Annotated in this window: 15 protein-coding genes; 6 read left to right on the top strand and 9 right to left on the bottom strand. The window is 67.6% G+C overall.

Annotated features, from left to right (window positions below; all coding sequences use genetic code 11):
• The first annotated feature begins 32 nt into the window (after nt 1-32).
• Nucleotides 33-899, top strand: a complete 867-nt coding sequence (locus BV210_RS10325) for a CheF family chemotaxis protein (protein WP_077206585.1) — start codon at nt 33-35, stop codon at nt 897-899.
• Nucleotides 900-926: 27 nt separating this feature from the next.
• On the opposite strand, the gene BV210_RS10320 is transcribed toward BV210_RS10325, so the two are convergent.
• The 3 genes from BV210_RS10320 to BV210_RS10310 all read right to left on the bottom strand — a co-directional run bounded on the left by BV210_RS10320 (nt 927) and on the right by BV210_RS10310 (nt 2,787).
• Nucleotides 927-1,796, bottom strand: coding sequence for a CheF family chemotaxis protein (locus BV210_RS10320; protein ID WP_077206584.1), 870 nt, complete (start codon nt 1,794-1,796; stop codon nt 927-929).
• 159 nt (nt 1,797-1,955) lie between these two features.
• Nucleotides 1,956-2,390 (bottom strand): hypothetical protein, encoded by a 435-nt coding sequence (locus tag BV210_RS10315; protein ID WP_077206583.1) that lies wholly within the window; start codon nt 2,388-2,390, stop codon nt 1,956-1,958.
• A 1-nt stretch (nt 2,391) separates the two neighbouring features.
• Entirely contained in the window at nt 2,392-2,787 is a 396-nt protein-coding gene (locus tag BV210_RS10310) for a 30S ribosomal protein S6e (RefSeq protein ID WP_077206582.1), read from the bottom strand.
• A 95-nt stretch (nt 2,788-2,882) separates the two neighbouring features.
• Between BV210_RS10310 and BV210_RS10305 the strand changes: the two genes are divergently transcribed.
• On the top strand, nt 2,883-3,164 hold the full coding sequence (locus tag BV210_RS10305) for a hypothetical protein (protein WP_077206581.1): 282 nt from the start codon (nt 2,883-2,885) through the stop codon (nt 3,162-3,164).
• A gap of 290 nt (nt 3,165-3,454) precedes the next feature.
• Complete coding sequence (locus tag BV210_RS10300; protein WP_084802693.1) at nt 3,455-5,308, top strand: AarF/ABC1/UbiB kinase family protein; 1,854 nt, start codon at nt 3,455-3,457, stop codon at nt 5,306-5,308.
• Nucleotide 5,309: 1 nt separating this feature from the next.
• Here the strand turns inward: BV210_RS10300 and BV210_RS10295 are convergent, their stop codons facing one another.
• Nucleotides 5,310-6,542, bottom strand: coding sequence for an MBL fold metallo-hydrolase (locus BV210_RS10295; RefSeq protein WP_077206580.1), 1,233 nt, complete (start codon nt 6,540-6,542; stop codon nt 5,310-5,312).
• 77 nt (nt 6,543-6,619) lie between these two features.
• On the bottom strand, nt 6,620-6,847 hold the full coding sequence (locus BV210_RS10290) for a hypothetical protein (RefSeq protein ID WP_077206579.1): 228 nt from the start codon (nt 6,845-6,847) through the stop codon (nt 6,620-6,622).
• Between the two features lie 150 nt (nt 6,848-6,997).
• On the opposite strand from BV210_RS10290, the gene BV210_RS10285 reads away from it, so the two are divergent.
• The 3 genes from BV210_RS10285 (at nt 6,998) to BV210_RS10275 (ending at nt 9,476) form a co-directional block, all read left to right on the top strand.
• The gene (locus tag BV210_RS10285; RefSeq protein WP_077206578.1) at nt 6,998-8,425 is read left to right on the top strand and encodes an FAD-dependent oxidoreductase; all 1,428 of its coding nucleotides are present in this window, start codon (nt 6,998-7,000) and stop codon (nt 8,423-8,425) included.
• A gap of 26 nt (nt 8,426-8,451) precedes the next feature.
• The gene (locus tag BV210_RS10280; protein WP_077206577.1) at nt 8,452-8,694 is read left to right on the top strand and encodes a glutaredoxin family protein; all 243 of its coding nucleotides are present in this window, start codon (nt 8,452-8,454) and stop codon (nt 8,692-8,694) included.
• A 122-nt stretch (nt 8,695-8,816) separates the two neighbouring features.
• Nucleotides 8,817-9,476, top strand: coding sequence for a DUF302 domain-containing protein (locus tag BV210_RS10275; RefSeq protein ID WP_077206576.1), 660 nt, complete (start codon nt 8,817-8,819; stop codon nt 9,474-9,476).
• 47 nt (nt 9,477-9,523) lie between these two features.
• On the opposite strand, the gene BV210_RS10270 is transcribed toward BV210_RS10275, so the two are convergent.
• The 4 genes from BV210_RS10270 to BV210_RS10255 form a co-directional block, all read right to left on the bottom strand.
• Nucleotides 9,524-10,480 (bottom strand): oxidoreductase, encoded by a 957-nt coding sequence (locus tag BV210_RS10270; RefSeq protein ID WP_077206575.1) that lies wholly within the window; start codon nt 10,478-10,480, stop codon nt 9,524-9,526.
• 30 nt (nt 10,481-10,510) lie between these two features.
• A complete protein-coding gene (locus tag BV210_RS10265; protein WP_077206574.1) occupies nt 10,511-10,807 on the bottom strand; it encodes a CPCC family cysteine-rich protein in 297 nt (98 codons plus the stop codon).
• 69 nt (nt 10,808-10,876) lie between these two features.
• Entirely contained in the window at nt 10,877-11,161 is a 285-nt protein-coding gene (locus tag BV210_RS10260; RefSeq protein WP_077206573.1) for a DUF6360 family protein, read from the bottom strand.
• A gap of 75 nt (nt 11,162-11,236) precedes the next feature.
• Nucleotides 11,237-13,003, bottom strand: a complete 1,767-nt coding sequence (locus tag BV210_RS10255) for a nitrite/sulfite reductase (RefSeq protein WP_077206572.1) — start codon at nt 13,001-13,003, stop codon at nt 11,237-11,239.
• Nucleotides 13,004-13,073 lie beyond the last annotated feature (70 nt).

Raw genomic sequence — 13,073 nt, 5'->3', positions numbered from 1 at the left:
CGGAGTGAACTTCCGGGGAGATACGACTGCCCATGAGCGAGGGTGAACAGAAACTCGCCGACGACCAGGGGAAGTTCGCGCAGGTCGTCAAGGACGGGCGCAAGCTCAACGACATCGAGTGGGAGAGCGGCCGCATCATCCTCTCGAACAAACGGATCGTCCTCGTCAGCAACGACGGCAAGCGGACCATCCCCCTCTCGGACGTCGACGGCCTCAAGGGCCGAATCGACGTCAATCAGGCCATCGCCCGCGTGTCGGGATACATCTCCCTGCAGGTCGGCAAGGACGTGACGCTGGTCGCCCCCAACGACACGGAGTCGTTCAAGAACAAACTCTACGGCGCCCTCCTCAACCAGCAGGTGATCCTCGCGAAACACCCCGCCGTCGAGGGCGGTGTCGTCCAGGACACCGAGTGGAAGAAAGGCCGACTCAAGATCGGGGACGAACGGGTCGAACTCGCCGTCTCCGACGGTCAGTTCGTCGAGATCCCTCTCGACGACATCGGCGGCGTCGACGAGGGGAATCGGACGGTCATGGGCGACGAACGCCTCGTGCTCGAGGTCGAACACACCGAAGACGGCGACACGAGCGTCCAGACCCACATCTCCGGGACGCGTCGCCACTGTGCCTTCCTCCGGAGCCTCCTGCGGGAGGGCGAACAGCGCGCGGAAGTCAACGCCGACCTCTCGGAACGGGAACACGAGGTGTTGATGGCGCTGTACTCGGGCGTCTCGCCGTTCGAGATTCCCAACTTCGTGGGGATGGACGTCGAGAAGGTCGAGGAGGTGTACGACCGGCTGATCGAACTCGAAATTCTGGAGGAGGTCCGGGTTCGCAAGGAAGTTCGACTGAAAGCCCGCGGCCGACACATCGCAAGCGACGTGATGGACGACCGGTAGGCCGACGCCACCGGACGGGGCGCGTCCTCACTGGTTGACGTCTTCGAGTTTGTCGCTGACGACGATCCGTCCTTTCGCCGTGAGTTCCGTCTCCTCCTGTCCGTCGGCGATCAGACCCTCGCTCCGGAGGTCACCCAGCAGCAACTCGACCTGACTGGGTTCCACGTCGACGACGTTGGCCAGCGAGACGCCGGGGCCGGTCGAGTAGACCGCGACGAGCAGTTCCGTCTCCGCCTCGGACAGCGAGATGTCCTCGAGGTCGGCGACGATGTCGCTGTACTCTAGCCGGAGGTACCGGCCGAGGATGCTCATCTTCCGGCCGGAATCGACGGCGGCCAGCGAGGTCATCGCCTGGCCGTCCTGCATGTGCCGGACCGACAGCACCTCCCGCCGTTTGCCGTCGATCTCACGCTGGCTGCGTTCGAACTCCGTCACCGTCGAGAGGTCGACGGTGAACGTCGAGTCTGGACCCTTGAACCGGACCATCTGCGGTTTGAGGTAGAGTTTCGCGGGGTGGAAGGCGGCGTCGGTGACGCGGCCCCCGAGCCGCGCCGGGTGTTTGACGGTCATCGTCGTCCCGTTGAGCAGGGCCTTGAACAGGACGGTCGAGAACTTCTCGATCTTGTCGTCGTCGGCCTCGACGGCCGCGACGTGTCGGTGGTCGCCCTTCCGGAACGCGATGGTCACCGTCGAGTCGAAGAACTTCCCCAGGTCCTGGGGCACGTGGCCGACGGCCACGTCGAAGATCGCGGACAGCGGGATCGTGGTCTTGCCGGCGTCGGCGGCCAGCACCAGCCGTTTCTGGCTGAGGAGAATCCGGCCGGTCGCCGGCTGCCCGCGCTCGGAGGCGCTGGCGTTGAATTTGCCCACGAAGTCCGCGATCACTGATTCCGACATATCAAACTGGCGTCGGTAGGTGTGGCCGACTCTTGAGCGTTTCGCGCACGGGTCCCCGTACACTTGCCAGTACGTAGACAGTCAAAACGTTTGTGCGCGTATCGAATCCGGAGCCATCTGGCGAGTCGAGTCGGGACCGAGCGGGGACGCGACCGCCGATCAGTCCTCGCCGAGGTCCTCGGCGATGGCCGAGAGCCCGTCGTCGGGTTTCTCGGTCGCCTCGTAGACGGTTCGCTCGCCGGGCGCGCGCAGTCCGTATTTGAACCCCTCGGTGACCTCGTCCAGCAGGACCGAGCCGCCGACGGTCACGTTGGCGTCTGCGACCCACTCGTCGAGGCGGTTCTCCCCCTCGCTGGGGTCACGGGCCAGCGTCGGCGTGTCGTAGGCACCCGTGATCTCGGGGTCGCCCTGCAGGCTCGTCTCGATTCGTGTGTGACAGGTTCGGCCGTCGACGACGAGTCGGACCACCTCGTCGGTCGGGACCGACGCGTCGTCGGGGACGACGACTTTCGGGCGGTCGGTCCGGCCGACGCGTTCGAGGGAGGCTCGATGTGTCTCGACGGCGTCGTGATCGCTCGGGAGGCGGTCGGACACGTTACTCGTCGTCCTCGCCCTCGCCCAGCAGGTCGGCGACGTCCTCGGAGCCGCGCTCGGTGATCTTGGCGTTGATCTGCCGGACCTCCTCGCTGACCTCGCGACCGCGAACGGTCACGCGCTTGCGCTCGCCGTTGCGGGTCGGCTCGAAGCCGGTGCCGCCGTCCGAGAGCAGGGACGTGAGGGCCGGCCCGCGCACGTCGGACCGCATCGGTCGGCCCGCGTTGTCCGAGCCGCCGGTGAGTTCGAGTGTGTACCCGTCGAGGCCGACGGCGGAGCCGTCGACCTCGTCGCCGAGTTCGCGGCCGATGAAGCGGTTCGCGTCCTGTCCGTCCACGTCGAGCTGGTAGGTGTCGCCGCTCTCGGGGTCCGCGACGACGACGGTGAAATCTGCCATTGGTCGATTCAGACCACGCCGAATAAAAAGCCCGTCGGAACGGACCCGCGAATTCGCTTCGAGAACGTCAAGTAGGTCCGGGCCGCAGCGGGCGTGTGGACAGAGATTCGTTGGAACGCGAACTGGGTGCGGCCTTCGGGGGGACCGAGCGGGCGCGCCGCGTGGTGGCGCGGCAGGCCCGCGATCTGGCCGACGCCGGGAAGATCGAGGCCGAGCTGGGCTTCGAGCTGACCGTCGACGCAGTGGTGGAGAACCTCGAAGACGCCCCGGACGACTACGATCTGGCCGAGCGGTGGAACTGGTGGCTCGACTCGCTCGAACTCTCTCACGGCGGGTACAACCGGTTTCGGGTTCGTCCCGATGCCGTAGGGGAGTAGGGAGGCTCGAGCGTGGCGAGGACGACCGGAGGGAGTCCTCGAACGGTCGAGCGGTGAAACCGCGAGACAGGGAGAACCTCCAGAACGCGAACGGGCGCGAAGCGCCCGTGAGTCTGTCGAGCGGTGACGAAGGAACCGCGAGCAACGCGAGACTCGACTGGAAGGAGAGTCTCGAAACGCGAACGGGCGAAGCCCGTGAGCAGGGAGACGCGACCAGCGGGAGCGTCTCCGAACGGGGGAACGAACCCGACCACCACGGCCTTCAGTGGTGCACCCCAAGCACGGGCAGGATGGCCGACTCCGAGGCGGGGACGAGCGCGGGTGTCTCGGACCGATCCCGAGCAGCGACGGGACCCGGCGGGTCCGCGGCCGGGAGCGGCCAGTCGGAACGGACGGACGACGACCCGGACGACATCGAACAGGGCGACCGCTGGCTCCGACTCCGCGTCGCCTGGCGGCTGGTCGTCGTCACCTGGGAGTTCCTCCCGCTCGTGCTGGCCTACGCCCGTGACCGACGGCGCTTCCTCCTGTTCGGGCGCGGGCGTCAGGTCGACCCCGAGACGCAGGTCGCCCGCGCCGAGTCGTTACTGGAGACGCTGGTGACGCTCGGCCCGACGTTCATCAAGGTGGGCCAGATCCTCTCGACGCGACCCGACGTGCTCCCCGGCCCCTACATCACCGTCCTCAAGCGGCTGCAGGACCGCGTCCCGCCGGCCGAGTGGGCCGAGATCGAACCCATCGTCGAGGCCGAGGTCGGCCCCGTCGCGGAGGCCTTCGAGACCTTCGACACCGAGCCGATCAGCGGCGCGAGCCTCGGGCAGGTGTACACCGCCCGGCTGGACGGCCAGCGGGTCGCGGTGAAGGTCCTGCGGCCGAACATCCGCCGGCGCGTCGCGGCCGATCTCAGGGTTATCGAGACGCTGACGCCCCTGTTGATCCGCGGTGCCGAACCCGGGCAGGCGTTCACCCTCGAAAATCTCGCCGACGAGTTCTCCGCGACTATCCGCGAGGAGATGGACTACGGCCACGAAGCGCGGATGCTCGAAACCGTGCGTGAGAACTTCGCCGACGACGACGGTGTGCGGGTGCCCGAACCCATCGACACCCACTCCGGGCCGCGCGTGCTGACGATGGAGTACGTCGAGGGGACGAAGATCACCGACGTGGAGCGACTGGACGAGATGGGGGTCGACCGGGAGGCGCTGGTCGATCGCCTCTTTTCGGCCTACATCGAGATGGTGCTGGAACAGGGCGTGTTCCACGCCGACCCCCATCCGGGGAACCTCGCGGTGCAGGCCGACGGCACGATCGTCTTCTACGACTTCGGGATCACCGGCACGGTCTCCGATCGCCTGCAAGAGCAGATCTTCGAGATGTACGTGTCCATCGCGCGCAACGACGTGGACGGGATCGTCGACTCCTTCGTCGCGATGGGGGCGCTCGATCCGACAGCAGACCGCCGGCTCATACGCGAGATGTTCGAGATCGTCATCGAGAGCTTCCGGGGACGGAACGTCGACCAGTACCGCGTCCAGCAACTCGTCGCGGAGTTCCAGGCCGAACTGTACGAGTTCCCCCTCCGCCTGCCACAGGAACTGGCGCTGATCGTCCGGGTCACCACAGTTCTGGAAGGAGTCTGTCGGACGCTCGACCCCGAGTTCGACCTGATCGCACTCGTCACCGAGTACGTCCGCGAGGAGGGGTACGCGAGCCGCGGCGTCCGGGAACTGCTCGACCGCGCGAGCGACGAGGTGCAGGTCACAGGCCGGGCGCTGCTGGTGACCGGTCCGAAACTGGAGCACACGCTCGACCGGGCGGCCCGGGACGATATCACCGTGCGGACGGCGCTTGGCGACGAGGAAGGACTGTTCGACCGACTCGCGAAGCAGGTCGTCCTCGGGTTCGTGTTCGCCGGCTCGGTAGTCGCCGCGCTGCTCCTGTTCGTCGCCGGCGACGAGACGGCCGCCGCCGTCGCCGCGCTAGGTGCAGCGCTTGCCTTCGTGGGTATCTATCGCTCGCTCCGTCGTCGGTCGGGGATACAGACCGAACCGCAGTTCACTCGGCAGAATCTCCGGGAACGGGAGCACGGGGACGACGGCGGGTACGGACAGGCACACGGCGATATCGAGGAGGGGCGGGAGTAGCTCAGATCGACACCTGCTCCCCGATTTCCGGCGCACTGGCGTCGAACCCGTCGGCTGAGAGTTCGTCGGCGAACGCCGCACACCGGTCGCCGTGATTGACGATGACGGGCGTGTCGCGGTAGGACTCGAGCAGGTTGAAAAGCCCGTCGCGGTCGGCGTGGGCCGAGAAGTCGTACTGTTCGACCTGTGCGGCGACGGGCATGACACGGCCGTCGATCTCGGCGCTGCCCGTCTCCAGTAACTCGCGGCCGGGCGTCCCCTCCACCTGATAGCCCGTCATGGCGATCTTGTTGACGGGCCGGTCTCTGATTTCGGGGATGTAGGTCATCGCCGGGCCGCCCGAGAGCATCCCGCTCGTGGTGACGATAGCGGTGTTCTGCTCGGCGATCCGCTTTCGTTGACCGTCCCGCCCCGTGACGAAACGGGCGTGGCTCGTCGCCCGCTGGAGGGCGTCGGCGTCGCGGACGAACTCGGGATGGCGGCGCACCATCTCGGTCACCTCGGTGCCCATCCCGTCGACGTAACAGGGGATGTCGTGAGCCTCGCAGATCATGAGCATCTCCTGAGTCCGCCCGATGGCGAAGGCGGGGACGACGACGGTCCCACCCTCCCAGATGGTGGTCTTGACGCTCTCGGCGAAGCGCTCCTCGACGGCGCTCCGGGGGTCGTGTTCCACGTCGGAGTAGGTACTCTCACAGATCACGGCGTCGGCCTCGGGGCGGGCTGTGGTGCCGGCCACGAGTCGCTGTGAATCGACGTGGAAATCGCCCGTGTAGAACAGCCGCGTCTCGCCGTCGTCGATCAGGACGTGCGCACTCCCGGGGATGTGGCCCGCGTCGTAGAAGGTGACCTCGTAGCCGGCGGCCTCGAACGGCTCGCGATAGCCGTGGGTCTCGGAGACCTGCGTGACCCGGCGGACCTCCTCCTCGGTGAACGGACAGTCGTATGTCCCGCCGTGGAGTTTGAGCGTATCACGTGCCAGCGTCAGCGTCAACTCCCGCGTGGGCGGCGTCCAGTGGATCGGCGGGCGGCGGTCACCGGAGAGCAGTGAGGGGATCGACCCGACGTGGTCGAGGTGGCCGTGGGAGACCACGACGGCGTCGGGGTCGGGTGTCTCGACGGGAAACTGGGGTGGGTCGGCGGTCTTCGTCCCGAAATCCACCAGGAGGGAGTCGTCGATCAGGATGGCGCTGCGGCCGACCTCGCCCGCACCGCCCAGAAAACGTACGTCCATTGCCGTCCGGTTCCCGGGGAGGACGGATGGGTTCGTCGGTCTGGACCCGGGGCCGGTACCGCTCAGAAGGGTACCGCTCAGAAGGGGAACGAACGCGACCCCGAGCGGTGGCGTCGCCACGACCGGCAGAACTCCGCGGTCGGGTCGCTGTCGGTGTCCCCGTCCTCGCCGTCCCTCCCCTCGTCCGCTGATTCGGTCTCGATGGTCCGAACGGTCGGGATTCCAGACTGGCCGCCGGCCACCAGGTGGTCGGGCAGGTACGTCGTCGTCGGCACAGTTTCGCGCGTGGTGTCTGACTCGCTCATACACCGACCCAGCCGCCACGTCTCAATAAACCCGCCCGCGTATTTTCTCCGCGTGAGAGGAGGTATATATAGGCTCTTTCAGTGGGTGAAAAACGCCCCCGGTCGGGGCCGTGACCCGAAGCCTTTGTGTTGGCCGTCGAATGTGGGACCATGTCGGATCCATTCGTCGTGATCGGCGGGGACGCCGCGGGACTGAGCGCAGCCAGCAAGTGCAAACGCGAAGCGCCCGACCGCGAGGTGATCGTCTTCGAGAAAGGGCGGTGGGTCTCCTACGCTCACTGCGGTGAACCCTACTTCGTGAAGGGCGAGGTCGAGAAACTGGAGAACCTGCTCTCGCTCACGCCCGAGGACGTGGCCGAGCGCGACATCGACCTCCGGCGCGAGCACGAGGTGACCGCCGTCGATCCCGACGCCGAGACCGTCACCGTCGAGGGGCCGGACGGCGAGGTCGACCAACCCTACGGCGACCTGCTGGTCGCGACCGGCGCACGGGCGGTGACCGGGCCCATCGAGGGGACCGATCTCGACGGAGCCTTCCCGCTGCACGGACTGGACGACGCGGCCGCGATCAGAGCCTTCCTGCTCGATCCCAGCGAGGACGCGCTGGCGGACGTGGGCGGTCAGGACTTCGTCGACCGCGAGCGCGTCGAGCGGTTCGGGGCGATGATGCCGCCGGAGACGGCTGCCATCGTCGGCGGTGGCTACGTCGGCGTCGAGATGGCCGAGGCCCTGTCGGCCCACGGTCTCGACGTGCACGTCTTCCAGCGCTCGGGCCACCTCATCTCGCCGTTCGGCGAGGCCGTCGGCGAAGCCGTCGCCGAGGAACTCCGCGAGCAGGGCGTCACCCTCCACCTCGGCGAGGAGGTCGACCGACTCGCCGGCGACGGCCGCGTCGAGCGCCTGGAGTGTGCGGGCGGCACGGCTCTCGACGTAGATCTCGCGGTCGTCGGCGTCGGCGTCGCACCCAACACGGGCCTGCTCGAGGGTACCGGGATCGAACTGGGCGAGGACGGCGCGGTGGCGGTCGACGAGTACGGCGAAACCGCCAGGGATGGGATCTACGCCGCCGGCGACTGCGCCGAGGACGACCACACCGTCACGGGCGAACCGGCGTGGGTCCCGCTGGGTCTCACGGCCAACCGGGCGGGCCGGGCCGTCGGCGCGACCGTCGCCGGCGACCCGACGCCGGTCGGCGAGGTCGCGGGGACGGCCGTCGTCAAGGCCTTCGAGCAGGAGTGCGGCCGGGTCGGCCTGCTCGAAGACGGAGCCGAAGACGCCGGTTTCGATCCCGTCACCGAGACGATCACCGCCGGCTCGCGGTCGGGCTACTACCCCGGCGCGGTCGAGACGACGGTGACGCTCGTCGCCGACCGCGATAGCGAGCGACTGCTCGGGGGGACCATCGTCGGCACCGACCGCGCGGCCGTGCGGATCGACACCGTCGCCACGGCACTGGAAGCGGACATGACCGTCGGCGAACTCGAACGCACCGACCTGGCCTACGCCCCGCCCTTCAGCCCCGTCTGGGACCCGATCCTCGTCGCCGCCAAGGTCCTGAACGGGAAGCTGAAAGATTGATCCCCACGGCGGTCCCAGCCTCGGGTATGCCCGAGGTCACCGTCTACTCCCGGGAGAACTGTCACCTCTGTGAGGAGGCCAAAGCGACCGTCGAGGCGGTGGCGAGTGAGGTCGACGCCGCGGTCACCGTCGAGGAGGTGGACGTGGACGAGGACCCCGAGCTCCGCGAGGAGTACGGGGAACGCGTCCCCTACGTCCTCGTCGACGGGACGCCCAAGTTCAAATACCGCGTCGACGCCGACGACCTCCGCCGTGCGCTGGAGTCGTGACCCCGGCGACCCGTCGACCGCTGTTCCCGCACTACCCCGTCGCGGAAGCCGCTGTATTCCGCCGACCTACACCCGAGTAGCTGTCGAGTAACTAACTTCTCGGCCGGGGAACCGGCGACCGAATGGACCGACGAACACTGCTCCGTCTCCTCGGCGTCGGTGCGGCCGCCGGCCTCGCCGGCTGTGGCGGCCCGGGAGAGGAGTCGTCACCGACAGGCACACCTACTGAGACACAGATGACACAGGCAGATACCACCACGACCGACGGGGAACAGACGACCGACGAACCGACCGGCGAAGGAGCGATGGACGACGGGCTCGTGACAGTCACCGTCGATCGGAGCGTCGACGCGACCGTCCAGCGGATCGAGAGCGACGTGGAGGCGAGTCCACTGACACTCCTTGCCACCGTCGATCACGCCGAGAACGCCGCCTCGGTCGACCAGGACCTCCCGCCGACCCGACTCCTCCTCGTCGGCAACCCCGATGTGGGAACCCCGTTGATGCAGGACGCCAGATCCGTCGCCATCGACCTCCCCCAGAAACTGCTCGTCTGGGACGACGGCGGCCAGACGATGGTGACCTACAACGACCCGCAGTACCTGGCCCGCCGCCACGGTATCGAGGGCCAGACCGACCGCCTGAATCAGATCGGATCCGTCCTGAACGACCTCGCGACCGGGAGCGGGGAGTTCGGCGGACCCGAGGGCGGAACGCCGACCGGGACCGCCACCGAGACACCGGACGGCACGCCCACCGAAACGCAAAGCCCGGGGTCGTGACGGAAAGCGGTGGAGAGTGCAGAGTGGCGCCCGACCCGAAACGGGAGTCAGTCGGCCGTTACGGCCGCCTCGGGTAGATCGTAGGTCACGCCGGTCAGGTCCTCGGAGACCTCCCAGAGCCGGCGGGCGCGTTCGGGGTCACGGGCTTCCCGGGACGGCGTGTCCTCGGCCGGCGGGCCGCGCATGTTCATGAACCCGCTGGGGCCGACGTACTCCCCGCCAGAGAGGTCCGGGGCGGTCGCGGCGTATAGCATCGGGAGTGCCCCCGTCGCGGCGTCCTGTGCGAGAACGGCGTTGGCGACTTTCATCATCGCCAGCCGGATGGTCGACCCGGCCTGTTCCGGGCCGCGGCGCTGGAGATTCGTGTCGGCGTAGCCCGGGTGACAGCCCAGACTCGTGATGCCCTCGATCCCGGCCGCGTCGAGCCGGCGGTCCAGTTCGAAAGCGAAGAGCAGGTTCGCGAGTTTGCTCTGGCCGTAGGCGCCCCACTCGTCGTAGTCGCGCTCGCCCTGCAGGTCGTCGAACCGCATCTCCCCGTTCTCGTGAAGGCCGCTGGACTGGGTGACCACCCGACTCTCGCCGTCGGTCTCGCGGAGGGTATCCAGCAGGTGCCCCGTCAGCGCGAAGTGGCCGAGGTGGTTGACGCCGAACTGCGTCTCGAAGCCGTCCGCGGTCTCGCTCCGGGGGATCGCCATCACGCCGGCGTTGTTACAGAGGACCCGCAGGTCGTCGTAGGCGTCGCTGAACGACTCGGCGAACGTCTCGACGCTGTCGAGGTCCCCGAGGTCCAGTTCCATCACGTCGAGGTCGGCGGCGGGCACCTCGGTCCGGATCTCGTCGGCCGCCGACTCGCCGCGATCGACGCTCCGGCAGGCCAGCACGACCGTCGCGCCCGCCTCGGCGAAGGCCCGTGTCCCCTCGAACCCGAGGCCGCTGTTCGCGCCGGTGACGATCACTGTGTCGCCCGACAGGTCTGGCATGTCGGCCGTCGTCCACTCGGACATACCCCTCCTTGGAGCGCCAGCGACAGAAAACTACCCCTCGTATGGCCAGTTCGGGTCCCGGCGCTCGTCCTCGCGGGGGTCCCGGGTGTCCGACGCGGCCTCCGGCGTGCAGGCCCCGTGTTCCCCGAAGTTCTCGCGGGCCTCGGCCAGCGAGACGTGGTTCGTGTCCCCCACGTAGGCGGGGTTGTGGAACTGGACAGGGTCGTCCATCCAGTCACAGACGGGACACACTTCGTAGGACCCCGGCTGGTCCTCCGGGAGCGACTGGTAGCCACAGCAGGGGCAGAAACCGAGTTCGCGCGAGGCCGGGTTCCCGTCTGGTTCCATCGACGGTGTGGGGTTCGACCCCGTCCCACATAGTAGTGCGGTACGGGCCCAACGAGTGGCCTGCCTCCGCTACTCCGACTGTGCGGCCTCGACCTTCCCGGCGTACTCCTCCAGTTCGGCCGCGAGTTCCCGGGCCTCCGGCGCCGAGAGCGTGACGTGGTCGGCGTGGGGATCCACCGCGTCGAGTTGCGTGTTGTCCATCTCCAGCTGGAGTTTCACGTGATCGGGGTCGTTGCGCGGCGCGGTGACGTTCAGGACGGCCAGGGCTTCCTCCTCGAACCCGTGGCCCTCGACGCGCCCGTCCAGCAGGTCGAACGTGGTATAGGCGTTGACTTTCAGGATGCGGTCTGCCATAGCGGCGGTTGGGTCGGCCGATACTTAACCTCGGTCACACGGGGAAAAAGATAGAGACGGGTGTTCCGGAGACCTCTAATCGTCCGAGGTGGCCAGCGGCTGGCCGGCGCCGTCCGTCGGAGCGGGCGAGGCGTTCATGTCGTCCTCGTCGGCGTAGGGGTACCACGTCATCTTCGTGTTGTGCATGTAGGGGTCGTCGTAGCTCGTCTCCTCGGCGTCGGCGACCTCCTGCAGTTCCTCTTCGTCGCGGGCGGCGACGAACTCGCGGAAGGTCTCGCCCTCGGCGCGCTGGTCTTCGTAGGTCGCCAGCAGGTTCTCGATGTAGCCGGGCACTTCGTCGGCGGCGACGCGCATCTCGACCCAGTCGGCGAACTGCGGGTCCTCGCCGAGCCCACCGCCGAGGCCGATGTCGTAGGCTTCGACCGGTTCGCCGTCCTTGCGGGTCTTCATGCCCCGCAGGGACACGTCGGCGATCTGGGGCTGGGCACAGGAGGCCGTACAGCCCGACAGGTGGATGTGGAACTCCTCGACGCCCTCGGGCAGGTCGACGTTGTCCTTGAGCCAGCGGGCGTAGCGGACCTGCCGGTTCTTCGTCTCGGTGATCGAGAGCGAACAGAACTCCGTGCCCGTGCAGGCGATGGAGCCCCGCATGAACGGGTGTGGGTCGGGCGAGTAGTCCTCGAGCAGCGGTTCGTCGAGGAAGGCGTCGAGGTCCGCCTCGGGCACGTCCGTGACGATGACGTTCTGGCGCTGGGTCAGCCGGACTTCGCCGGAGCCGTACTCCTCGGCGAGTTCCGCGAGTTCCAGCGTGTCGTCGACGCCCATCCGGCCGACGAGGACGTTCAGGCCGACGTAGTAGTTGCCGTCGGGCTGTTCGTGGACACCCACGTGGTCGCCGTGGCCGTCGTCGTGGCCCGCGTTGTAGGTGTACTGGTCGCGCATGTCCTCGCCCGCGGTGGGGAGCTCGAAGTCGACGAACTCCTCCTGCAGGACGCGGCGCATCTTCTCGGGGCCCCACTCGTCGACGAGAAACTTGATGCGGGCGTTGAAGCGGTCCTCGCGGTCGCCGTACTCCCGAAAGAGCGCGGACAGACCGCCCGCCACGTCGCTGACCTTCTCCGTGGGCACCCACACGTCGATATCGCGGGCGAAGCGGGGCTCCTTCCGGGCGAGGCCGCCGCCGACCCGGACGTTGAAGCCGAGTTCGCCGTCCTTCTCGGCGGGTTCGAAGGCCAGATCGTTGATGTCGCCCTGGCCACAGCCCTGGTCACACCCGGTGACGGAGACCTTCCACTTCCGGGGGAGGTTGACGTGGTCCTCGTTGCCCTTGAACGTCTCGTGGAGGTCCTCCGCGATGGGCCACGCGTCGATGTGTTCGTGCTTGTCCTTGCCGGCGACCGGACAGCCGACGATGTTGCGCCAGGAGTCACCACAGGCCTGCTGCGTAGAGAGACCGACGGATTCCAGCTTCTCGAAGATTTCCGGGATGTCCTCCAGTTTGATCCAGTGGAGCTGGATCGACTGACGGGTCGTCCAGTCACAGTAGGCCTCGCCGAACTCGGGGTTCTCGGCGGGGCCGGTCGCGTACTCCTTGGCGACCTCACCGATGACCTCGAGCTGACCGGGCTCGATCACGCCGTTCGGTGTCCCGATACGCATCATGAAGTAGCTCTCCTGTCCGGAGCGCTGGTGGTACAGCCCCCACCACTTGAACCGCTCGAACCACTCGTCGTGCTCGTCGTCGGGGATCGACTCCCACCCCTCCTCCGCGAATTCCATGAGGTGCTCACGGATCTCCGATCCGTACACCTCCGATTTCCAGTTCTCGACCTTGCTCGGCATATCTACGGGTCTAGCCCCCCACTCATATACCCTTCTTCCCACCGACAAACCTCCCCACCTCTCCCCACTA

It is taken from the genome of Halorientalis sp. IM1011 (assembly GCF_001989615.1).
Lineage (GTDB): Archaea > Halobacteriota > Halobacteria > Halobacteriales > Haloarculaceae > Halorientalis.
The sequence above is the reverse complement of the archived record's forward strand: the minus strand, read 5'-3'. Positions and strand labels throughout refer to the sequence as shown.